This is a genomic window from Bifidobacterium sp. SO4, assembly GCF_018555355.1.
GTDB lineage: Bacteria > Actinomycetota > Actinomycetes > Actinomycetales > Bifidobacteriaceae > Bifidobacterium > Bifidobacterium miconisargentati.
The window spans coordinates 41,469-65,206 of the sequence record NZ_JAFEJP010000006.1 but is presented as its reverse complement, the minus strand read 5'-3'; the positions used below and the strand labels follow the sequence as shown (position 1 = coordinate 65,206).

At 60.9% G+C, this 23,738-nt stretch carries 20 protein-coding genes; 9 read left to right on the top strand and 11 right to left on the bottom strand.

Features of this window, described 5'->3' with window-relative positions:
- Positions 1 to 87: 87 nt before the first annotated feature.
- The 6 genes from JS536_RS05740 to JS536_RS05715 all read right to left on the bottom strand — a co-directional run bounded on the left by JS536_RS05740 (position 88) and on the right by JS536_RS05715 (position 5,520).
- The gene (locus tag JS536_RS05740; RefSeq protein WP_214356156.1) at positions 88 to 1,524 is read right to left on the bottom strand and encodes an ATP-binding protein; all 1,437 of its coding nucleotides are present in this window, start codon (positions 1,522 to 1,524) and stop codon (positions 88 to 90) included.
- 513 nt (positions 1,525 to 2,037) lie between these two features.
- Positions 2,038 to 2,544: a hypothetical protein gene (locus JS536_RS05735; RefSeq protein WP_214356155.1), complete on the bottom strand. Its 507-nt coding sequence runs from the start codon at positions 2,542 to 2,544 to the stop codon at positions 2,038 to 2,040.
- Positions 2,541 to 2,948 (bottom strand): DUF3830 family protein, encoded by a 408-nt coding sequence (locus tag JS536_RS05730; RefSeq protein WP_214356154.1) that lies wholly within the window; start codon positions 2,946 to 2,948, stop codon positions 2,541 to 2,543. The genes JS536_RS05735 and JS536_RS05730 overlap by 4 nt, the downstream gene beginning before the upstream one ends.
- A gap of 17 nt (positions 2,949 to 2,965) precedes the next feature.
- Positions 2,966 to 3,928 (bottom strand): MetQ/NlpA family ABC transporter substrate-binding protein, encoded by a 963-nt coding sequence (locus JS536_RS05725; protein WP_214356153.1) that lies wholly within the window; start codon positions 3,926 to 3,928, stop codon positions 2,966 to 2,968.
- A gap of 202 nt (positions 3,929 to 4,130) precedes the next feature.
- The gene (locus JS536_RS05720; RefSeq protein ID WP_276310830.1) at positions 4,131 to 4,523 is read right to left on the bottom strand and encodes an AraC family transcriptional regulator; all 393 of its coding nucleotides are present in this window, start codon (positions 4,521 to 4,523) and stop codon (positions 4,131 to 4,133) included.
- Positions 4,471 to 5,520, bottom strand: a complete 1,050-nt coding sequence (locus tag JS536_RS05715; protein WP_214356151.1) for a LacI family DNA-binding transcriptional regulator — start codon at positions 5,518 to 5,520, stop codon at positions 4,471 to 4,473. Before JS536_RS05715 ends, JS536_RS05720 begins: the two co-directional genes overlap by 53 nt.
- A gap of 150 nt (positions 5,521 to 5,670) precedes the next feature.
- Here JS536_RS05715 and JS536_RS05710 point away from each other — a divergent pair, with 150 nt between their 5' ends.
- Complete coding sequence (locus tag JS536_RS05710; protein WP_214356150.1) at positions 5,671 to 6,987, top strand: extracellular solute-binding protein; 1,317 nt, start codon at positions 5,671 to 5,673, stop codon at positions 6,985 to 6,987.
- Between the two features lie 71 nt (positions 6,988 to 7,058).
- Entirely contained in the window at positions 7,059 to 7,967 is a 909-nt protein-coding gene (locus JS536_RS05705) for a family 43 glycosylhydrolase (protein WP_214356149.1), read from the top strand.
- A 36-nt stretch (positions 7,968 to 8,003) separates the two neighbouring features.
- Here the strand turns inward: JS536_RS05705 and JS536_RS05700 are convergent, their stop codons facing one another.
- A complete protein-coding gene (locus JS536_RS05700; protein ID WP_346427460.1) occupies positions 8,004 to 8,738 on the bottom strand; it encodes a hypothetical protein in 735 nt (244 codons plus the stop codon).
- 22 nt (positions 8,739 to 8,760) lie between these two features.
- The gene (locus tag JS536_RS05695; RefSeq protein WP_214356148.1) at positions 8,761 to 10,248 is read right to left on the bottom strand and encodes an AAA family ATPase; all 1,488 of its coding nucleotides are present in this window, start codon (positions 10,246 to 10,248) and stop codon (positions 8,761 to 8,763) included.
- Positions 10,249 to 10,558: 310 nt separating this feature from the next.
- On the opposite strand from JS536_RS05695, the gene JS536_RS05690 reads away from it, so the two are divergent.
- The 7 genes from JS536_RS05690 (at position 10,559) to JS536_RS05660 (ending at position 18,706) form a co-directional block, all read left to right on the top strand.
- The gene (locus JS536_RS05690; RefSeq protein ID WP_214356147.1) at positions 10,559 to 12,121 is read left to right on the top strand and encodes an ABC transporter substrate-binding protein; all 1,563 of its coding nucleotides are present in this window, start codon (positions 10,559 to 10,561) and stop codon (positions 12,119 to 12,121) included.
- A 16-nt stretch (positions 12,122 to 12,137) separates the two neighbouring features.
- Positions 12,138 to 13,088, top strand: coding sequence for an ABC transporter permease (locus JS536_RS05685; RefSeq protein WP_214356146.1), 951 nt, complete (start codon positions 12,138 to 12,140; stop codon positions 13,086 to 13,088).
- Complete coding sequence (locus tag JS536_RS05680) at positions 13,078 to 13,950, top strand: ABC transporter permease (RefSeq protein WP_214356145.1); 873 nt, start codon at positions 13,078 to 13,080, stop codon at positions 13,948 to 13,950. The genes JS536_RS05685 and JS536_RS05680 overlap by 11 nt, the downstream gene beginning before the upstream one ends.
- Positions 13,947 to 14,810: an ABC transporter ATP-binding protein gene (locus JS536_RS05675; RefSeq protein ID WP_214356144.1), complete on the top strand. Its 864-nt coding sequence runs from the start codon at positions 13,947 to 13,949 to the stop codon at positions 14,808 to 14,810. The genes JS536_RS05680 and JS536_RS05675 overlap by 4 nt, the downstream gene beginning before the upstream one ends.
- Complete coding sequence (locus JS536_RS05670) at positions 14,807 to 15,610, top strand: ATP-binding cassette domain-containing protein (protein ID WP_214356143.1); 804 nt, start codon at positions 14,807 to 14,809, stop codon at positions 15,608 to 15,610. Before JS536_RS05675 ends, JS536_RS05670 begins: the two co-directional genes overlap by 4 nt.
- Before the next feature lie 76 nt (positions 15,611 to 15,686).
- Complete coding sequence (locus JS536_RS05665) at positions 15,687 to 17,954, top strand: family 1 glycosylhydrolase (RefSeq protein ID WP_214356142.1); 2,268 nt, start codon at positions 15,687 to 15,689, stop codon at positions 17,952 to 17,954.
- 110 nt (positions 17,955 to 18,064) lie between these two features.
- Positions 18,065 to 18,706, top strand: coding sequence for a TetR/AcrR family transcriptional regulator (locus tag JS536_RS05660; protein ID WP_214356141.1), 642 nt, complete (start codon positions 18,065 to 18,067; stop codon positions 18,704 to 18,706).
- Positions 18,707 to 18,751: 45 nt separating this feature from the next.
- Here the strand turns inward: JS536_RS05660 and JS536_RS05655 are convergent, their stop codons facing one another.
- From JS536_RS05655 to JS536_RS05645, 3 genes are all read right to left on the bottom strand, one after another.
- On the bottom strand, positions 18,752 to 20,524 hold the full coding sequence (locus tag JS536_RS05655; RefSeq protein ID WP_214356140.1) for a sugar-binding domain-containing protein: 1,773 nt from the start codon (positions 20,522 to 20,524) through the stop codon (positions 18,752 to 18,754).
- A 19-nt stretch (positions 20,525 to 20,543) separates the two neighbouring features.
- Positions 20,544 to 22,280, bottom strand: a complete 1,737-nt coding sequence (locus tag JS536_RS05650; protein WP_214356139.1) for a sugar-binding domain-containing protein — start codon at positions 22,278 to 22,280, stop codon at positions 20,544 to 20,546.
- Between the two features lie 63 nt (positions 22,281 to 22,343).
- On the bottom strand, positions 22,344 to 23,738 hold the full coding sequence (locus JS536_RS05645) for a sugar ABC transporter substrate-binding protein (protein WP_214356138.1): 1,395 nt from the start codon (positions 23,736 to 23,738) through the stop codon (positions 22,344 to 22,346).

Genomic DNA, 23,738 nt, shown 5'->3' with positions numbered 1-23,738 from the left:
GCGATTAGCTGCCGGATGATTCCATAGCCACGCTGCTGATCATGGATTCCCCCCGTCTCTCTCTTCTCGTCGTCGTTCCCGAGTGATTCAGCTGACAGCGGGACGTGTCTCGCGCAGCATCTCCGCCGCCGATAGGACGGTCAGATCCGACTCACCGCGTGCTCTGGCGGCTTCGGCCAGTTCGTCGGTCTTGACGAACAAAGCGAAGTAACGGTTGTCATATCCCGGCACCAGGTCGGCTCTGGCACGGAGCGTCGCGGTGGTCTGCGCGATATCAAGATTCGACTTCCATTTGCATTCGCCGAGCAGGATGTCCCCGGTGCGTGGGGCCGCCGCGATGGCATCGATGTCGGCCTGCTGACGTGCGCGCGGGTCGCTCCCCCACCATTTGCCGAAACTGGTGGCCCGGAACGGCAATTCGTTCCGTCGGTTCGCCCGGATCATCCATTGTTCGCACACGGATTCGAACTGCTGCCCGACATACGTGTCCAACGCCGGTCCGAACACGTCGGCTCGCGCGGCAAGGTCGCCGTCCCCTCGTTCGATCCGGTCGGCGTTGGGACCGACGAAACGGTACCAGAACGAGAAGAACGGATCCTTGATCCGCCACAGTCCTTTCCTGGTGTGGGTGGGATTCTCCCCGAAGGGGACGTCCCGCTCGAGCAACCCGAGATCGGACAGCACGCTGAGGTATTTGCTCACCCCGGAAGACGAAGCGAGTCCCGCCCCATCCGCTATCTTGTTCTGCTTCGTCGCGCCCGCCCCGACGGCTCCCATGACGGAGTTGTACGTCGTGATGTCCCGCAGCTCCTGTCTGAGGAGCATCAATGGTTCCTCGTACAACAGGCCATTGGTATCGAACAGCAGACGCAGCACATTATCCTCATAGGTCATGCCGGAGCGTATCTGTCTGAGATAGTAGGGTGTCCCTCCGAAGGTCGCGTAGTACTGGACGACGTCCACGGGCGGGGTGAACGGGAGCATGCGCGCGGTGTCGAACACGTCGAACGGCATCAGTCGAAGCTGAGCGGTCCGACGCCCGTACAGCGGGCTCTTGTACCCGAGGACCTCGCTTTCCATGAACCCCTCGTTGCTGCCGCACAGGACCATCATGACATTGGCGTTCTTGAAACCATGGTCGATGGCGATCTGCAAGGAAGAGGGAAGGGATTGCTCACTGGCCGCCGCATAGGGGAACTCGTCGAACACGAACAGCATACGACGTCCTGGCTCGTCCTGCGCCTTCCGCACGATAAAGTCCAGCGCGTCCTGCCACAGTCCGAACGCCGGCATGGTCTCCGGCAGCCCGAAGAACCTATAGATCGCACGGGAGAAGTCCCTGAGATTCGCCGCCGAAGTCTGTTGACGGGCCGTGAACGACAACACGTGCTTGTCCTTCGAGAACTCGTCCAGCAAAGCGGTCTTTCCCACACGCCGGCGTCCGTACAGCACCAACATCTGGAAATCCTCCTGTTCCCAGAGGTCTTGCAGCGTCCCCAGTTCACGTTCCCTGCCGACGAACATATCGCCTCCAATAGAATATGCATAAGTATGATACTCACGAGTATCATACCAGGAAGTATCTACTGGAACTCAGTGGTGTCCGGCACGTTAGTCGTCGGTTCGCGATTCCTTGGCCGATAAAGGTGATGTCCGCCGTCGCAAGTCAAAAGCTAAGCTCAACCGCTCCCCCGTCGCCACGGGTATTTACGAGAACTGTGGAATATGGAACGTAAATAGGATGCGTGCGCATATCATACGCACACGCATCCTACCTGTGAGATATGCGATGCGCAGGTCGGATCTCCGTGGTGATGCGTGCAAGCGGTTATTGTTCTTGTTGCGCCATGGTGGTGATGGATCTGGGTACGGACTTCCGTCTCGAGCCAGTCGAGCCCGAGAGGATCCTCGATTTCTGGAATCGGTTCTTCGCCACCCAGAAAGCCTGGTAAAACCTCTCACATACGGAAAGCGGTGTGAGGATATTGCATTCAAGGCATATCCTCACACCGCTTTCCGTATGTCATCCACCTGAGGTCACTGGATCGTGTCGCCGTACTTGTCGTGCCAGATCTTGTCGACCAGCGAGCTGACCTGGGCCCAGGGGAACGCGATGTCGACCTGGAACTTGTATTGGAGCAGGTAACGCTGCAGCGCCTTGGTCAACGCGGTGAAATCATCCCAATCATCGATGGTTCCGTAGGCCTTCGCCGCGAGGTCGAGGTTGTCGGACAGATCCTCGAGATGGCCCAGACGCCGGAACCCCTCGCTGGTCGGGGTGGCGTCCGAGTAGTAGAGGGCCTGGGTGACGGCCCAGTCCTTAAGGGTGTCCAGGTCGCCTTCACGCGCCTTGCCTTTGGCATGCAGCGTATTGAAGGTGACGATCAGTCCCTCGAGATAGCCGAGCGCGTAGAACCAGACGGGGAACTCGCGTCCGGTGCGGTAGTTCCTGCCGATGAGGCGTTTGATGTCCGCCGGCGGGTCGATCCAGATCTCCTGTTCCGCGGACTTCAGTTTGCTTATGGTGTCCTGTACCGTGCTCATGCTTGTACCTCCTCTACGATTTCGGTGGTCACGCGGCCGCCCTGCTCTTCCCAGACGTGGTTGCCCTCAGCGATGAATGCGTCGAGCTCGTCCGCGTGGATCTCGGCGAGCTTGGTGCACAGGCCCACCGGTTCGGTCGGACCGAAGAACACGCAGATCGCACCCCATGCCGGGAAGAACACGATGTTGCCCGGCGTCTGCTGGAACGTCTCGTTCTCAAGGAAGTCGATGTCGCCCACGGGCGTGTTCCAGGTGATCTCATTGGAACAGATTTTCGCGGAGAAGACCACGCTGGTGAACCTGCCGGCCTTCTCCAGTGCGGCGATGGTGCGTGGCGCCTTGTCCTCGAACAGGTTCGCGTGGAACGTCTTTCCGCCCAAGGTGACCAGAAGCTGCTTGGCCATGATCGGATCCTCTCTTTCTACTTCTCCGAAGCCTTTTCGTCGGCCTCGATCTGGGCCAGATACTGCTGCAGTTGTTCCGCCGAGTCATTCACGAAGGTCGTGGTGCCGCCGTACTGCTCCTGCAGACCATCCTTCACGGCCTGGGTGTTCGCGAAGATGTTCGCCAACTTCAGGTAGACAGGGTTCTTGGCGTCGGCCTTGCGTGTCACGAATGCGTTGATATACGGGCGGCCGGTCTCCCCCGTGACGTCATCGTGGGCCAACGTGTCGTTGACCGCAAGCCCCGCGTCGGTGATGTAATCGCCGGTCACCACTCCGGCCACGACCTGCGGATCGGACAGGGCGTTGGCGCTCTTCTCCGGATTGACGGGCAGGACCTTCACCTTACTTGCGGACTCATCGATGTCGGCCGGGGTGACGAATGCGGTCCACTTGCCTTTCAGCTTGACCAGTCCCGCGTCCTTGAGCACACCGATGGCACGGGCCTGGTTGGTTTCGTCGTTGGGGATGAGCACGGTGTCGCCCTGCTTGATGTCGTCGACGCTCTTGACTTTCTTGGAATACAGACCGAGCGGCCATACGCCCGTCGGGCCGATCGGCTGCAGGTCCTTGCCGTTCTTCACGTTGTAATTCGCCAGATACAGCAGATGCTGGAAGGCGTTCATGTCGAGCTGGCCGGAATCAACGGCCGGGTTTTCCGACGTATAGTCCTGGAAATCGACGAGCTTGACGTGGATGCCCTGTTTCAGCGCCTCGTCGAGGAACGGCTTCCATTGCTTGTTGGTGGCCCCGACCACGCCGATGGTGACGGGGTTCTGAGCGCTGCCCTTCTCCGCGGTCTTCGACGCCGTGGCCGTACGCACGGTGAAGAACCCGGCGATGATGACTGCTAGCACGACGATCACGGACAGGATGATGTTTCGTTTCGTATGATTCACGCGCACCGGTTCGACCGGTCCGCCCACATTAGCTGCGCTCATGGCGCGTATCCCCTTCTTGTGAATATCCATTGATAAGCGTGTCTCATCCGATTCCCCCTGGATGAAACGCGGTGACATCCACCATACGGGCCGGTCGTTCGGGACACGGCCGTCCAGCCATCGACGTTTCTGATAGCCGGTTCTTAAGCTCAGTCGTGCCTAAAGCGCTTATGCTCTGACAATTTTGAGCGAACGCAGAACCTTACCAGCCACCCGCTGTCCAGGTGACCACGTTGTCCGCGCGGTATTCCCGGGGCGATTTGCCGGATTCCTTGCCGAAGCAGGGGGAGAAATACCGTACGCTAGTGAAGCGAAGCTGTCTGGAGATGTCCCCGACTGGCAGGCCCGCGTGCACCAGAAAGTTCGCGGCCATGTCCAGCTGGCATTTCACATGGTAGGCTGCCGGCGTCATGCCGTACACGGCGGTGAACACACGGTTCATATGGGACACGGAGATGCCGATCGCCTGCGCAACCTCCGGCATGCGCAGCTGTTCGGATAAAGGTCCTTCAGGGGCCGTCCCGCACCACCGTCTTTCTCTGTCAGGCCGATTCCCTGATTTCCAGATGATGGCCCACGATCCGTCGCCTGCCATGTTCGTTCACGCCGATTCTGCCTTCGATACGGTCGAGTACGGAATCAACGGCGAGGCTCGCCATCTGGGGAATGTCCACGGCGACGGTGGTCAGTCCGGGCATGAAGCATTCCCCGATAGCGCATCCGTCGAACCCCATCACGGCGATGTCGTCAGGCACCCGGATACCGAGATCTCCCAGTCCCCGGATGACTCCGAGGGCGATGTTGTCGGTCAGACAGAACAACGCGTCGTAGCCGCGGATGGACTCCCCTATCTGGTGGATAGCTGAACGAGCACCCTCCCAGGTCCATTCCGTATCGATGCACTGGCCGGTGGTCAGTGCCATGCCGGCCCCGGAGAGCGCGTCGGCGCATCCCCGCATCCTTCGTCCTCCGACGCTGTGGAGCCTCATCGGATCGTCCATCACGCCGAATCCGTCCCCCACGAACCCGATTCGGCGATGACCCTTGTCCAGTAGGTAACGGACCGCCTCCGCTGACCCGATCTCGCAGGGGGACAGCACCGTATCGAGCTGCTCCTGTGGACGGTCATCGTCCACGAGCACAGTGGGACGCCGTTTCGTGAAGCGAATAATGTCCTTCACTGGCAGGTTCGCCGAGCTCAGAATCAGCCCGTCGCAGAACTGATTAGCTATGTTGTCGATGATGGAGTGCTCGTTCTCGGCATCCGTAAGTGTCTGTTGGAACAGCGTCTGACATCGTCTGGCCGACGCGGTGCGCGAGATTTCGGCCGCGAGCTGAGCCGGCTGCATATTGTCGAACTCGAAAATGGCGACCCCGATCACCGGCTTCTCAGGCAGGGCGTTCCTGGTACCCCTGACCCGTAGATTCCTGGCCGCGAGGTTGGCGGCATTGACACGGTAACCCATGCTGTCCGCGGTCTCGAGGATTCGCTGCGCGGTCTCGGGTGACACGTTGTCCTTGCCTCGCAACGCGTTGGACACGGTCACCACCGAGACGCCCGTGGCGTTCGCGATGTCCTTCATCGTAATCATCGGCCGTATCCTTTCGCTTACGTTTCCAACGTAGCACCTGTTTCAAGGAACCGCGCAAGCTCTATGATCGCTTGACGACATTTTAGTTAAACGTTAATATAAACGTTAAACGTCGGTGATGTCGCCGTCGTCACGCCAAAGGAGTCGAAGATGATTTCAACGAGGAAAGCAATGGCCGCCATCGCCGCGACCGCGGTCCTGCTGCCGCTCGCCGCATGCGGGAACAGCAATTCGCAAGCGACCACGTCGGATGGTCCTGTAACGATCACCTGGTGGGGCTGGGGCGTACCGCCGGCCGAGCAGGTCAAGGACTTCAACAAGAGCCATCCCAACATCAAGGTCAAGTTCGAGAACATCGGCAGCGCCTCCGACCAGTACACCTCGCTCAACAACGCCATCGCCGCGGGCAAGGGCATGCCGGACGTTGCCACCATCGAGTACTTCGCGCTCCCCCAGTTCGTGCACACCGGCAAGCTCTTGGACCTCACGCAGTTCGGCGCGGACAAGTTTGGCGACGATTACACAAAGGGCACATGGGAGTCTGTCAACATCAATGGTGGCGTCTACGCCCTGCCCACGGACTCCGGCCCTATGGCGTTCTTCTATAACAAGGAGGTGTTCGATAAGGCCGGCGTGACCGACATCCCCACCACATGGGATGAGTACTACGAGGCGGCCAAGAAGATCCGCGCCGTCGGCTCGTACATCACCTCCGACACCGGGGACGCCGGCCTGTACGACTCGATGATCTGGGCCTCAGGCGGCCACCCATACAAGGTTTCCGACGACGGAGCAACCGTCGAAATCAGTCTGACCAAGGACAAGGCCACCGCCAGGTTCACCGAGTTCTGGCAGAAGATGATCGATGAGGGCCTCATCGACACCAATACGAAGGGCTGGACCGACGAGTGGAACCACGGGCTCGCGGACGGCTCCATCGCTTCGCTGCTGACCGGTGCGTGGATGCCCGCAAACCTCGAATCCGGCGCCGCCGCCGCGTCCGGCAAGTGGCGCGTGGCCCAAATGCCCACCTGGGAGAAGGGCGGCACCGAGAACGCCGAGAACGGCGGTTCGTCCATCGCGCTGCTCAACACCGGCGACGAGGCCAAGCAGAAGGCCGCATGGGAGTTCGCCGAATACATCAACCACTCCAAGAAGGGAACGATGTACGGATACAAACTCGGCGTATTCCCCGCCACCAACTATGTGCTGGAATCCGACGAGTTCCTGAACACCACCAGCGACTACTTCGGCGGACAGAACATCAACAAGGAATTCGCCGAGGCGTCCAAGCGCGTGCTGTCCGGCTGGACGAACCTGCCCTACGAGGTATACGCGCGCAACGTGTTCACCGACACAGTCGGCAAGGCGTTCTCCGAGAAATCCTCCCTGAGCGACGGGGTCGCGGCCTGGCAGAAGAGCCTGGTCGATTTCGGCAACGACCAGGGCTTCACCGTCAACAAGTAACGAACACACGGCGAGGGACCGGCTACAGGTGATCCGCCCCTCGCCGCTTTTCCCATGAAAGAAGCAAGGAAATGAACGACAGGTTCAATCTGCCCGCCCCGGAACACACGCCACTGCATCGCTATCTGGCCGATCCCGCCCCAATCGTGTTCGAGGACCCCCGCAACGGGAACCAGCCCCGGTACTTCCTGTACGCGACCGAGGACGGATACGATGACTGGGGGTCGCGCACCTTCCGCGTCTACACCTCCGACGACCTAGTCGACTGGCAGGACGGTGGCCAGATTCTCAGCCTCGACGACGTGCCATGGGGCAAAGAGCACGCCTGGGCGCCCGCCATCCTCAAACACGGGGCCCGCTACTACCTGTATTTCGTATGCGAAGGCCAGATCGGAGCAGCCAGCTCAGACTCCCCATACGGGCCCTTCGTCCCCGCAGACCAGCCGACGGTGGCCAAGGACGACCTGCCCGGATACCACATCGATCCATCCGTCTACACCGACGACGAGGGCACGGACTGGCTGGTCTGGGGCAACGGCATCGCCTACATGGCCCCGCTCAACGAGGACCATCTGACCGTAGACCTGTCCCGAGTATGGCAATGGACACCCACACGATTCCGTGAAGCCATGTGGATATTCAAAAGAAACTACATGTTCTATGCGTCGTGGAGCGAGAATGACGCTAGAGAACCCGAATACCAGGTCCACTACGCCACGGCACCTGCGCTCCACGGACCATGGACCGAACACGGCGCCCTAGTCCGGCAGAACCCCGCGCTCGACATCGTCGGCACCGGACACCACGGCATCCTCCACATCCCCGGCACCGATGAATGGATCCTCGCCTACCACTGCTACGACCCCGGATACGGCAATGGCTACTGCAGGGAAACCCGATTCGCCCCACTCACCTTCAACGAGGACGGGACCATCCAGGAGGTCATCCCGGTCCAGGAGGACTACAGGCGGCCACTGTAACCGTCAGAACTCTCGGTCCGTCAAATCCGGCCGAGCCTACCGTGGTTCGCCTGCTAGGTATGGTTCCACGAATGCGAGGTTGCTGCCACGTTCGAGTGAGTGGAGGTCCTGCATGGCGTATTGCCAGGATTCCTCCCAGGTGGCCGGGTTGCCATGTATGCGTCGCAGGGACTGGAGGGTCGTCGAGAACAGGTTCGGGTCCCGTGTGAAGCGGTCGGCCAGTTTGATGGCGCCGCTCTGCTTGTGCTGCGCGTCCAGATTGTCGGTCCTGCCGCGGAACGCGTGTTCGAGGTTGCGGCTGACATAGAACAGACGGTATGGAATCAAGACGGTGCGGCCGCCCTGCTTCTTCCTGAATCCGTCGAGTTTGAGCAGGGAGTCCACGCCGTTTCGCTTGACCGTCCGGTCCGCGATCAGAGCGTCGCGGTTCGTGGTGACGATGTCGGTCGTCGAATATAGGGTTTCTTCCGCTGACGGGTCCTCCCGCACGCTGTCGTCAGGCGTGAACGCGCCGTCCAGATCGCAGATCTGGATGACATGGCCGAGCTGGCCCCATGTGCGATCATGATCTTTGAGGTAGTACTCGACGAGTTCGCGCACCGTTTGCGAGGGTTTGTCCGCGGGGTAGAACCCGTTGCGCCGGTGGAATTCCTCGCGGTGGTTCGGCGCGGTCAGCACGTCGCAATGGAATTCCTGACCTTGGAACAGACGGTTCTCGATCAACGCCGAGAACGCCGGCACGAGCAGGCTGGCGTCGCTCGCGCCCTCCACGACCAGCAGGACGATCTTGCGTTTAGCCGCGGTCCGCCTCCGTTCCGGCGGCGTTGAGCGCGGCCAGATCGTCGTCGATATCGTCGTCCTCGTCGGGGTGGCCGGCGGCGTAGAGGCTGTTGCCGAACATGCGCGGGATGGGCGAATCGTAGATGTCGGGGCCGCTCCATCCGAGTTCGCTGGCCGTCAGGTACCGTTTGCGCTGGTTGTTCGTGGAGGACTTGCGTGGGATGGTCGCGAACCGATTCTTGGGATCGGTCACCGTCGTGCGGATGCAGCTGTTCGGCAGCACCTCCAATGCCCGCAGGTTATGGGCTGTGAACACCAGTTGCCCCGCGCACCCGTCCGCCAGCTGGCCCAGCATGTCGCCGAGCAGCAGCTCGAACACGCCGGAGTCGAACTCGTCCACGGCGACCAGTGCGTTCTCGTCGTTGTACGCGTGCTTGAGGTAGCCGAGCAGCGCGGTGATGCGTATGATGCCCTCGCTCTCGCAGCGGAAGGGCACCGTGACGTCGCCGCGGCGGGAGAACAGCTCCGCGGTGACCCGGTCCTCGCCGTCCTTGCCGGAAGGCGCGGTGCCGGTCTTCAGCAGGACGTGCAGGCCGGGCACGATGGTGGGCAGGATGCGGTCGAAGGACTCCACGGTCTGCCCGAGTCGCTTCGCCTGGCCGGGGGTCAATGGATTGGGCTGCAGCAGGTCGAACGCGAACTCCGTGTTGCGACCTTCCGGGTTCTCCTCCATGATCGGGATGATCGCGAACGCGGCGTAGGAGCCGCGACGGGTGGTGGACACGAAGATGTCGTTGGTCGCATAGCCGCACAGGGCCTCGCGCAGGCGAACGAACTCGCCGAAGCGTTCGTTGATGTACGTCAACGATCTGGAGGACACGCCGTTCGCCTCCCGCACGCGGGCCACCGCCCAGTCGATCAGGAACTCGGCGTCCGGCCGGTCGTCGAGCGTGGCGCACCGGGAGAACAGGAACGAACGCCCCTCCATGTACGCGCGGTCCGCGGTGCGCGAGATCACGGTCTTCACCGAAGCGACCGCCTCGATGGAACGCCACACGTAGACCGGGGTCGACACGAACCCGTCCGCCTCGGAATCCTCCATACGATGTCCCAGCACCTCACGGCCCAAGCGTGAGGGATCGTCGCCGATGCGCACCGATTCGGCGACGACGCGCGCCCGCGTCGAATCCGGGTTCGCCTTGCGCATGGACACCCTGTACTCAAGATAGTTCGGCTTCTGCTTATCGCCGACGAGGAATGTCGCCGTCACGGTCGCCGAACCGGCGCTGGCGCTGACGACGTCACCGGCGGTATCCGGCAGCATATTCCCGGACAACAGCGCGCGCAGTATCCCGATGGCGTCGATGACGGTGGTCTTGCCCGACCCGTTCTGCCCGTAAATGCCCGTGACGCTGCCGCCGGTGGGCAGATCATCGAAATCCAGGACGCCATGCGATATGTTCCTCATGTCGTCCAGAACAAGTCTTTTCAAACGAATCATCGCATTGCCATTCTCTAAAACTCACAATAATCAATTTTTAATTGAAATACATGACTATTATATAACATAAATAACCTACACCCGACCAAGCAGCCATCAGGAAGCAACCCATATGCCGCACCAGCGCCCGATGGACTTCGAAGGACGATGCCCGCCAAAGCTGCGGACGGCATAACGCCAATACCGCATTCCCTGCCACGGTCGTATATCGCGTTTTCAATCCGCCGGTTCATCAAGACTTCAGACAAGGCCCCTCCCCGCTTAACCTTAGTCACCACTAAGGTTAAGACTTGGGTGTCATGCTGGAGCCGTGTTCAAGAACAAATCACACATTCCGGCATCCGTCATCGCTCTCGGATGCGCTCTCTCCCTCCTCGCCGGCTGCGGCACCTCGAACACCTCCTCCACCAACGATTCCAACGCTTCCTCCGCCTCCACCGCCGCGCCCAGGCAGGGCGGCGACCTGACCATCGGCCTCGACCGCGAGGTCCAGACCCTGGACGTGGCCAGTTCCATCACCACGCAGCAGCCGCTGCTGATCCTGTCGACCGCCGTGTACGAGCCGCTCATGAAGGCCGGCAAGAACGGCACGGTCGAGCCCGACATGGCCAAGTCGCTCACCGCGAACGACGACGCGACCGAATGGACGCTCACCCTGCGCGACGGCCTGAAGTTCTCCGATGGCTCGCCGCTGACCTCCAAGGAGGTCGTCGCCCACATCAAGCGTCTCGGCGATCCCGCCACCAAGTCCTCCGCCATGGCCCAGGTCGCGCTCATCAAGCAGATGGACACCCCGGACGACGTGACCGTCAAGTTCACGCTCGCCCGCCCGAACGCCGACTTCGCCTCCCAGTTCACTCGCACGCTGGGCATGGTCGAATCCACCACGGCCAAGGACTCCTTCGGGTTCCCGCTGGGCGCCGGCCCCTACCAGGTGTCCGAGTTCACCGCCGGCAGTTCCGTGAAGCTCACCCGGAACGCCAACTACTGGGGCGACAAGCCCTACCTCGACACCGTGACCTACAAGATGATCCCGGACGCCGACTCCCGGTTCCAGAGCCTCAAGGCCGGCGACATCGACCTGATGTGGACCGAATCGGCCCCGCAGTTCCAGGAAGCCTCCAAGGATTCCTCCCTCAAGGTCGTCAACTCCCCCGCCTCGATGAGCATGGTCATGCTTAACACCAAGGACCCTGCGCTCTCCGACGCCACCGTGCGCAAGGCGCTGGCACAGGCAATCGACCGCAACGCGCTCAACGCCGTGGTCAACCTCGGCGAGGGCAAGACCGTGGACAACCCGTATGCGCTGCTCACCGGGCTCGCTCCGAAGGATTCCGGCTACCCCGCGTATAACCTCGACGAGGCCAAGAAGGTCCTCGAGGGCAAGCACCTCAAGCTCACTCTGAGCTGCGAGAACCGTTCCGACACCGTGCAGCGCGCCACCGCCCTCAAGGACATGCTCTCCAAGGCCGGCGTCGAGGTGACCGTCAACCCGGTCGAAAGCGCGAACTACACCGCGACCATCATGAAGGGCGACTTCCAGCTCGCCGACTTCATGACCTCCGTGCTGTCCGACCCGTCGGGCGCGACCTACCTGTTCGCTTCGAAGGGCCCCTACAACTTCACCGGCTTCTCCAACGCCGAGGCCGACAAGGCCATCGCCGCCGCGTCCGCGACCACCGACAGCGCCAAGCGCGCCGCCGCGTCCGCGACCGTGTCCAAGGCGATCAGCGAGGACGTGCCGGTCCTGTGGACCACGGCCATGAACTCCGGCTTCATCATGAGCAGCAAAATCGCCGCCTTCCCCGATATCTCCCACAACACCCTCATCGAGGTGCAGGTGGGCAAGGTCGCCTTCGGCGAGAACCAGTGACGGGCCCGGACCCATCATGCTCAAGACCATCGGCACCCACGCGCTGCGCGCGCTCCTGGTGCTGCTCGTCGTGATTGTGGCGGTCAACCATCTGGTATCGCTGCTTCCCGGCGACGCCACGATGCTGCTGCTCGGCTCCGACGCGACCGAGCAGCAGCGCGCCCAGCTGCGGCAGACCCTCGGACTGGACAAGTCCGAACTGCAGCGGCTGGGTGACTGGTTCGCGGGCGTCGCCCACGGCGACTGGGGCACCTCCTTCGCCAGCGGGCGTCCCGTCCTGCAGGAGATCGGCAGCCGGCTGCCCGTCACCCTCGAGGTGGTGCTGCTCGGCCAGACCGTCGCGGTCGTCCTCGCGATCCTCATCGCCACGGTCAGCGTCCGCCACGTCAACGAGACGGCGGACCGCGTGCTGTCCGCCCTGTCGTTCCTCATGCTGTCCGTCCCATCGTTCGTCATCGGCCTGCTGCTCATCTACGTGTTCGCCGTCACGCTCAACGTGCTGCCGGCCTCCGGGTTCACGTCCTTCGACAAGGACCCGGTCGGGAACCTGACGGACATGATCATGCCCGCGCTGACCATGGGCCTGGGAGAGGCGGCGGTCTACGCGCGCACCCTGCGCGGCTCGCTGATCGCCACCATGTCACAGCCGTACATGGACGCCGCCCACGCGCGCGGCATCGGCCCGTTCAAGGCGCTGTGGACGCGGGCCCTGCGCCCCTCGAGCGTCTCGTTCGTCACCCTGGTGGGCATGAACATCGGCATCGCGATGGGCGGCTCCCTGATCATCGAGAACATCTTCGGCATCCCCGGCGTCGGCCGGCTCGCGATCACCGCATTGCAGGGGCGCGACATACCGCTGCTGCAGGGCATCGTCGTGTTCGCCGCCTGCGCCGTGCTGACGATGAGCATCCTCGTCGACGTCGCCGCATACCTCATCAACCCAAGGGGCGCATCCCATGACGAATGACATGAACCGGCCCAAGATCGCCCGCGTGGAACGCCGTGCGCGCGCGACGGCCCTGGGCGAGCTCCGTTCCCGCATCACCGTCGTGCGGGGCGCCGCCCTCGCCTGGATCGTGATCCTCGTCGCGCTCGTCGTCTACTCGTACGCCGCACGTCTCGACGCGTACGGCAACGACTACACGGCCCTGAGCCAGGTCCCGAGCGCGGCCCACCTGTTCGGCACCGACAACCTCGGGCGCGACGTGTTCGCACGCACCATGCGCGGAGCGACCATCAGCGCGGTCGTCGGACTGACCGCCGTGCTCATCGGCTTCTCATGCGGCCTGGTCCTGGGCATGGTCTCCGGTTATCTGCGCGGGTTCGCCGACACGTTCGTCGAATTCGTGTGCGACGTGGCGTTCGCCGTGCCGCCCATGCTCATCATCTCCACCATCGTCGCACTGCGCGGCCCGAGCATCACGGTCATCGCCTGCTCGATCGGCATCTTCAGCATCCCGATGTTCACCCGCATGTGCCGCGCCGCGACCATCGCCATCGCCTCGGAGAACTACGTGACCGCCGCCCGCGTACAGGGAGCCGGGCTGGCACGCATCATCATGCGCGAGATCCTGCCCGGCGTGCTGCCGCAGATCAGCGCATACGCGTTCACCGCATTGGCGCGCGCGATCGTCACCGAAGGCTCGCTGAGCTTCCTCGGTTTCGGCATGAGGCCTCCGACCCCGTCCTGGGGTGGCCTGATCGCCGAGGGACGCACGCAGCTCGCCGCCGCCCCATGGGTCACCCTGTGCCCGGTCGCCGCGTTGTGCCTGACGATCTTCGCGATCAACACCATCAAGGAACTCTTCGACCCGGAGGCGCAGGCATGAACACGAACGACGCAACACCGGTGCTCGAGGTACGCGGCCTGTCGGTCACGTTCCGCACCGGACGGGGACTCGTGCACGCCGTGCGCGACGTGAGCCTGACCGTCCACGCGGGCGAGACGTTCGGCGTCGTCGGCGAATCCGGGGCGGGCAAGAGCGCCCTGATGCGCACCATCGCCGGCATCCAGCCGTTCGGCACCCGCTGCGAGGTCGAAGGCTCCATCCTCATCGACGGACGGGACCCTTCCTCCATGCCGGAGGGCGAACGGCGACGGTTCATGTGCGAGAAGGTCGGCCTGATCTTCCAGGACCCCCTCCGCTCGCTCAACCCCGCCTACCGCATCGGCACCCAACTGACCGAATCGCTCTCCAGCCTGCACGTAGCGCGCGGCGAACGGCATGAACGCGGACTGGACATGCTCCGGGCCACCGGGTTCGACGACCCGGAATCCATATGGGGGCGCTACCCGTTCCAGCTATCCGGCGGCCAGCGCCAGCGCATCGGCATCGGCGCCGCGGCCATAGGACGCCCCCGCCTGCTCATCGGCGACGAGCCGACCACCGCGCTCGACGTGACCGTCCAGCACCAGGTCCTCGACGTGCTCGACCGGATACGGGAGACCACAGGCTCGGCGTTCCTGCTGGTCACCCACGACCTGGACGTCGCCGCCGAACGCTGCGATACGATTGCCGTCATGCGCGAGGGCCGGATCGTGGAGACAGGGCCGACCGAACAGATCGTCGAGCACCCGCGCCACCCGTACACCAGGGCGCTGCTCGCCTGCATCCCCTCATTGGACGGCCCCAGGCTCAGACGCCTGCCCACCGTGGAATCCGTACTGGCCGAAGGAGACAACGAATGACCGAAACCATGGGCGCGGGCATCCCCGCGCTGTCCGTGGAGCACGTCGCATGCTCGTACGGCAGGCGCGAGGTGCTGCACGACATCAGCCTGACCGTCCCCAAAGGCGCCTGCGCCGCGTTGGTGGGCGAATCCGGATCCGGCAAATCCACCATCGCGAAGACCATCATGGGCATGAAAAAACCCAGCCGCGGCACGATCCGCATCGACGGGCACCCTGCAGGGGAACGGGAACGCGGGCACGCACGCGGACACGACCGCTGGCAGGACCGTCCCCGCGTGCACATGGTCTTCCAGGACCCGATCTCCTCACTCAACCCGCGCCGCCCCATCCTCGACGTCGTGGCCGAACCCTACGCCATCGCCGACCACCTGACCCCGAACGAACGCCGCCAACGGGCACGCGAACTGCTCGCCCGCGTCGACATCGACCCGGACGCGTTCGGCGACGCGAGGGCCGGGGAACTGTCCGGCGGGCAGGCCCAACGCGTCGCCATCGCCCGCGCCATCGCGGCCGACCCCGAACTGCTCATCTGCGACGAACCCGTCTCCTCGCTCGACGTGTCGGTCCAGGCCACCGTGCTCAACCTGTTCGCCGACCTGCGCGACAGCGAACACATGAGCATGCTGTTCATCTCCCACGACCTGTCCGTCGTACGCATGATCTCCGACACGGTGTACGTGCTCGACAAGGGCGTCATCGTGGAACACGGCGACACCGAACAGGTCATCCACCACCCCAGCGACCCCTACACGCAACAGCTCATCGCATCCGTGCCCCGATACCGCGGCCGGGAATAAGCGCACGGGACCCCCGCCGCGCGACGGGCCCCATCATCGAAACGGAACACCAGCACATCCACCAGAAGGAACAGCAATGACCTCATCACTCCCCCACGATTTCCTATGGGGCACCAGCAACGCCGCCTACCAGATCGAAGGCGCATGGAACGTGGACGGCAAGGTCCCGTCCGTATGGGACACGGCCTTCAACGCCGGCCGGCTCCGCGTGCCGGACGGCTCCGACCTCGGCGTCGCCGCCGACGAATACCACCACCTGGACGAGGACCTCGACCTGCTCGGCGAACTCGGCGCCCAGGCCCACCGCTTCTCGATCTCCTGGCCCCGCGTCATCACGGACGCCGCCGGCACCGTCAACCAGGCCGGCCTCGACTACTACGACCGCCTGGTCGACGGCCTGCTCGAACGCGGCATCAAACCAGCCGCGTGCCTCTACCACTGGGACACGCCCCAATGGCTCGAGGACCGGTGCGGCGGATGGATGGGACGTGAATCCGCCGCCCAGTTCGCCCGGTTCACCCGCATCATGGCCGAACGCCTCGGCGACCGCGTCGACCAGTGGTACACCATGAACGAACCATCCCACCCGGCATTGGCCGGCTACATCGCCGGATTCTTCCCGCCGCTGCGCCGTGAAGGCGCGCGCGGCCTCGATGCCGTCCACAACATCCTGCTCGCCCACGGACTGTCGGTCCGCGCGCTGCGCGAGGCCCACGTCACCGGACGGATCGGCACCATACTCGCCGTCACCGGCGTGCAACCAGCCACCGGCAACCCGCAGGACGTCAAGGCCGCCGCGACGGCCCGCGAATCGTTCGACCGGCTCATGCTCGACCCCCTCATGGGCCACGGGTACACGCCCGCCGTCCGCGAACAGATCGAATCCGACGGGACCTGCCACGACGGCGACATGGCCGCCATCGCCGAACCCATGGACGTGCTCGGCGTCAACTGGTACTCCAGCACCCACGCCACCACCGAGGAACGCGCCCCCATGTTCCTCGAGGGCCGCGCCTCGAACACCGCCGCCCTGCGCGGCCTGTCATCCCTGTTCGGCGCCGGGCATGGCGTGGCCATCGTGCCCGCACCCGGACGCCGCTGGTGGAGCGCCAAGGGATTCCGCCAGGAAACCCCCGGCGGCCTGAGGAAAACAGTCGAATGGGTCCACGCCACATACCCGAACCACCCGCCCATCATCATCACCGAGAACGGGCGCGGCATGGCCCACCCGAGCGTCGACGGCCACACGGAAGACGACGCCCAACTCGCCGCATGCGTGCACGACGACGTACGCATCCGCGCCCTGTCCGCCAACATCCGCGACCTCAATACCCTCGCGGCCGAAGGCATCCCCGTGCGCGGCTACTACATCTGGTCCAGCATCGACAACATCCAATGGACGAACGGCTTCTCCGAACGGTTCGGCCTCGTGCACGTCGACACGGCCACCATGCGCCGCACCCGCAAGGACTCGTTCGCGTGGTTCCAGGACGTGGTCCGCCACAACGGCGACCTCGACAACCTCGACAAGCCGGTGCCCGAGGAACGCTTCGACGGCGACGTCAACGGCGTGGACATCGCGGGCGTGCCGAACGCGCGCGGCATCGGAGGCCTGCGCACCATCGACGGACGCCACCTGCGAGGCGGCATGTTCCTGCGCTCGGCCGGACTGAACTTCATGACCCCGGGCAAGGGCCCCGACGACCTGCACCGCCTCGGTATCCGCACCGTCGTCGACCTGCGCGACGAATGGGAGACGAAGGCATGGCCCTACGAACTGGACGGCACGATCGAGGTCGTCCGCTACCCCCTGCTCGGACAGGACAACGGCGACGCACGCCAGCCGGCCAGCAGGCGGGCCGTGGCCGACCCGTCATCGGTGAACCTGCCCGACCTGTACCACGAGATCGCGTTCGGCCATGCCGACCGCATCACGACGATCCTGCACATGCTCGCCCGCGACGAGCACCGGCCCATGCTCATCCACTGCACCGCCGGCAAGGACCGCACTGGAGTGGTCACCGCCATCCTCCTGGGCCTGCTCGACGTCGAGGACGGGCTCGTCACGGCCAACTACGCCCGATCCGCGGCCAACCTCACCGAGATGTTCAAACGCACGATCATGAACGGGCTGCCGGCAGACGCGGCCAAACTCGCCGGATCGATCGGCAAGGACGGGAACCCGCAGGGCGCCGCGGCCGCACTGCTCGCCTCCCCCGCGCCGGTCATGCAGCGGCTCATCGACGACATCCGCACCGAATACGGCACGATTCCGCGCTACTGCCTGGCCAACGGGCTGAGCGAGGACGACATCGACCAGCTGCGCGCCCTGTTCATCGACTGACCGGAGCCACCGGAACGCCGGACGGACCGGCCGAGGACGGGGATGGGGACTATCATGGAACGACATAGTCCCCGTCCCGTATTTTCAAAGCCGAACCGCCACCACAGACCATGGAATCCACGAAATCCACCCGCCGCAGTCCCAAAGGCGAACGCAAACGCGAGGCCATCATCGAAGCTGCGACCAGACTGTTCGCGCAACGAGGCTACGAACGCGTGCGCATCGCCGACATCGCCCGAGAGGTCGGCATGACCGACGCCGGCGTGCTCTACCACTTCTCCACCAAGGCCGCGCTCTTCACCGCCATCGTGGATCGGAGGGAACACGACTACCGGTGGGACATGATGGACTCCGACACCGTACGCGAGATGTTCGACCGAAGCATCGAAAGCGTCCGCCACGCCGCGGAACACCCCTACGCCATGCGACTGCGCGTGATGCTCACCAGCCTCGACACACTCGAGGACAACCCCATCCACGGCAGGCTCGAACACAACCTCGAACGACTGCTTCCACCGGGAATCGACCTGTTCCAGCGTGGCATCGCCTCCGGCGAGATCCGCCCCGACGTCGACCCCAAACACGCCCTCCTCGCCCACATGGCCATCAACGAGGGCATACGCAACCAATGGTCGCTCGACCCGACCATCGACTACGTGCAGGCCTACACCGACGCCGTCAACATGCTCTACCAAGGCATCGCCGCCAACCCACTACCCAGCCGCATTGCGAATCAAGGCTGGGAATGTTGACCGGACAATAACGTGCGAGAAAGTGGTATCCATATTGTGAATGCATCATCGTTTTGCCATGAAAATGGAGCGTAATTCCTCAATAGGAGCTTTTGGCTCCCGATTCCATGTGAGAAGCCCACATATCTCTGTCTCTGTGTCAGTTAATTGCGTATAGCAGACACCCTGAATGAGAGGACTGTTGTAATAGGCCTCCATGAGAGTTCGTACCCGCTCAAGGAATTCGGTTTTGCTGCTGCATCTTGGTTCTACGGGAGCACCAAGATGGTTGAGTCGATAATTCACCCCTCCCATCTCTGTGCACATCACAGGTTGGCCGTTGTAATGGTATCCGGGACAGAAAAGGAATTTACGTCCTTCAAGCCCCGGCATATCCTCGATGATGTGATCCACGGATGAATAACGATGTTGCAGAACATCAATGTCGGAGGAGTAGTCATGAATGGTGAATAAATCGGATATGCAATGTTCCCAGCCGTCATTGGAAATGACCGGACGGGTCGAATCAAGCGATTTCGTCAGATAGTACAGTGAATTGGCATGTGCCTGCTGCTGTTTCGAATAGTAGATGTTGGGTACGCCCCAGCTTTCGTTCAGAGGAACCCATGTCACGATGGATGGATGATTGTATCCCGCTTGAACGGTTGCTGACCATTCAGAAATCATGGAGAGTGCGTAATCGGTTGAATAATCGTAGGCCCCAGCCATTTCGCTCCAGACAAGCAGCCCATAGACGTCACACAAGTAAGCATAACGGGCCTGGCATCCCATCATGTGTTTGCGTACGGTGTTGAAACCGAGTTCCTTAGCCATATGTACGTCTCGTTCAAGCGCTTCGAATGAGGGAGGCGTGAGGATCGACTCCTTAAAGTATCCCTGATCGAGAACCATCCGCAGGAAGTACGGGCGATGGTTGAGACAGAATTTTCCATTGACAATTGCAACTTCGCGCATGCCAAAATAGCTGTGCACGACATCGCATATCTTTCCGTTCAACGTCAAAGTCAAATCCAGATCGTACAGATTCGGATGTTCTGGTGACCACCACCGTCCGAGTCCGTGATCATTGAAATCGTTGATACCGATTCTCAGACGAAGCCGACCATCGTGCACCGCGACGTCCGCAGTGGTTACTACTTGTCCTTCGAAGGATATTGTCGCCTGTAACCTTATTCCACTAATCGTTTTCGCGCGGGAAGTCAGCGTGAGCTCTAATTCGATTTCCTCGGAATCAATATGCGGAGTCATTCGAAGCTCGTCTATTGCCAGGCATGGTTTAATCTCAAGCCATACATCACGCCAGATGCCGGTCATTGGTGTGAACCACATGACTTCGGCGCGTTCCTTCCAATACTGCTTACCCCGGAGGATGGTCATGTCGGTCAGGTCATCCGTTACACGCAGAACGATTAGATTCTCCCCCGAGATCGCAAACGGAGTGACATCAATGGCAAATCGGCTATTACCACCCGTGTGCTCGCCGGCGTAAGATCCATTGATCCAGACGGTGCAATGATAATCCACTCCTTCGAAATGCAGCAGTATGTTTTCGGTGTTATTGGGCTTGGAAGACAGCATGAAGGTTCGGCTGTACCACACAATTGGGTGGAATGCCTTGTCCGCAATGCCGCTTGCTTCACTTTGATGGACAAACGGCACGATGATTTCCATGTGCGAGGGGAATCCTGACTGCCATCCTGCTGACAATCCCTCGTCCCCATCATCGGTAGCAAATTGCCACGGGCCGTTAAGGTCCCGCCATCGATCCCTGCGCAGCTGAGGGAAAGGATGGTCGATGAGATTCAGAGTTCCCGTCATACTGTCTCCTTGTAATCAGTCATACACAGCCATTGGCGGCGGCTACTTGTGTAACGTCAATCTTCGGCTTCCGGCCTATCGTGACCAGACCGTTAACCTCTTGCTCCGTATCGTTAAACTGCGTATAACAGTAACCTTGAAGCAACGGGATTGATCTGACTGTACTGATGATATCGGTCACCTGTTTGGCGAACGCTTCTGCATCATCTGCTCCTGAGTATCCCCAGGCCTTGGCTCCATAGTAGTTGGAATCGAACGCGATACCCCCGAATTCCGTGAGCAGGACCGGCTCTCCATGGTATTCGCCATCACCCACGTAAATCGGACGTCCTTGTGGGCCTGGTAATACGTTCCTCATGTCAGAGTAGCGGGCCCGCAACATGTCACAATCAGAGTCATAATCATGCACAGTGCACAAGTCGGAATCCGTGTGTTCCCAGCCGTCGTTGGACATTACCGGACGAGTCGGGTCAAGAGACTTCGTCAGCGCATGCATGGCCTTGGAAAACCATCGTTGTTCCGGGATGTTTTTCATGCTAGGGATACCCCAACTCTCATTAATCGGGACCCATGCGCCAATGCAGGGATGACTGTAGTCCCGTCGGATTATGTCCATCCATTCTCGAACGAGTCGTTCGCTACCATGCCGACTGTACGAGAAAGCGTTCGGCGCTTCTCCCCAGACGACCAGACCAAGCTTGTCACACCAGTATAGAAGACGAGGGTTCTCGAATTTCTGGTGTAGTCGCACACTATTGAACCCCATTTCCTTGATGAGACGTACATCGGACTCAAGCTCGGCATCCGATTTAGCAGTCAATAAGGATTCCGGATAATAACCCTGATACAGTATCGATCGGGTATAAAACGGCATATGATTAAGGCAGAATTTCCCGTTCTCGACGGAGAATGAGCGAATGCCAAAATACGAATGTACGGAATCGGCCACCTCGCCGTTGGCCCATAGCTCAATCTGCACATCATATAGGTGAGGTGAGTCGGGACTCCACCAATAACCATAGTGGTGATCGTTGAAGTCAGCGATTGAATATGTAGCGACGAAGGAGTCCTCTTCGGTGACTTCTGCGTTGTCTTCGACTACAATTTCGTTCCCCCGTAGAATTCTCGTGTGGATTCGTGAACTTGCTGTGGATTGCAAAGTGAGCTCCATACGGACCGTATTCGACAGCGTATCTGGAGTGAATTGGATTTCTTCAATATGGGAGGTGTTTAGTATTTCCAGCCATACACTCTGCCATATGCCGGTCGTATTCGTATAGAAAATGCCCTCGGACCGTCCGGTGAAAGACTGCTTGCCTCGGGGAATCGTAGTGTCAAGAGAACGGTCGCGCACCAGCATCGTGATACGCGCATCGCCATCTTGACCGAGCAATCGTTCTATGTCGAAACAGAATGGCGTCTGTCCGCCAGTATGATCTCCGACATGCTGCCCGTTCACCCAAACGGTTGTCTCGTAATCGCAGGCACCGATATGCAATCTCACGATACGTCCCGAAAAGGGTCCTTTCACCTGTACGGACCGCTCATACCATACCCAATCGTGCACGTCCTGATCTCCAATGCCGCTAGCCGCGCATTGGTAGGCGAAAGGCACTTCTATACTTCGATCGAAAACATGTTCCAGATACCATGATTCAGCTAGACCACGGTGATTGTCATCGAAGGCGAACGACCAACGCCCGTCGAGACAGGTCCATTCATTCCGCTCCAATTGCGGTCTCGGATAGTAATCCATCGTCTCTCCAGACAAGATAAGAGGGGCGGGAGCGGGTGCACTCCCACCCCTCTCCGGTTCCGGTTATTTCTTGATTTTGGCCACTTCGGCCTCAATCTGGGTTTGCATGTTCTCGACAGTGGTATCGATATCCTGCTTGCCGCTCAGTAGCGCTTGAGTCTGATTTTCCAGGATGTCATTCGCCTTCGAGGACACATAGGGCACGTCGACATCGGCGAGCTGCCTGCCCTTTGACAGGGACTCCAGCAATACCGGATACTGAGGGTTGTCGCCTACTGTTCCACGTGTGAAGTTCGACTGACGGCATGGGTCCATGGTGTTATCGATCTTCAACAACTCCGCGTCCTTGGATGTCGCAAATTCAATGAACTTATATGCCGCTTCAGCATTCTTGGAACTTGATGTAACCGCGATGGACCATCCTCCCAGAACAGGTGCTCCACCCGGTGTGACTGCGAACCCAATCTTGTCTTTAACCTGCGAACCGTCGGCATTGACGGTGGCATACAATCCCGGCCATTGCTCCATCATGAGCGCTTTTCCATCCGCGAATAATTTGTTTGCCTCATCCCAACCGAGTTGCAGCCATTGAGGGGCTGTGTCCTTCTGCAGTTTGAGCACATCCTGCATGGCTTTCTTCGTGTTTTCATTATCCACCGTCACATTGTTCTGAGCATCGGTGACGGTTTGCCCATACTGGCCTGCGCGATTCATCCAAGTCAATCGGCCGGCCTGATCATATGCTTGACTCAGATAGCCGTACTCAACCGGCGAATCGGGATTCTTCGACTTCGTGAAGTAATCCGCAATCGCAATCATTTCTTCGTTCGTCGTAGGAACCTTAAGCTCACTGCCGGTATCCTCCTTGTACTTCTCCTGAATGGCCTTATCCTCGAAGACATCCTTGCGGTAGAAGAATATTTGTGAATCCGGCTTGTACGGGAATGCATACAAATCGCCTTGATACTTGCCATAAAGATCAAGTACCGAAGGGATGAAATCATCGAGATCAAGATCCGGATCGGCGACATCTTTGAAATCATCGATTTTCTTAAGGAATCCTGACGCCGCGTAGGAATGCATGTTGGCTACAGGCATAAGCACCGCGTCGAATGTCTTGCTGGTGCTCAGGTCCAGCTGAATCTTTTCGACGTCATTGCCTGGAGGAAAACTCTGCACGGTGACTTCAGCCCCGGAGACAGCCTCGAAATATTTGGCTGCTTCTTTCAGAGCCTCCTCGAAATCGCCAGTACGGGTGGCGACGGTGATCTTAACGCCGCCGTACTGGCCTTTCAGTGTGCCGGAGGAATCGAGATTCTCCAATTTCACTCCATAGGCTTCCGGTGTTGGTAAAGGTTTGACCTCCACCGTTTTGGATTGCGTCGATCCGCATGCAGCCATTGCAAGTAGGGTGCCAGCCGCAACCATTGAGGCGACAACCTTTCTTAGATTCTTCAT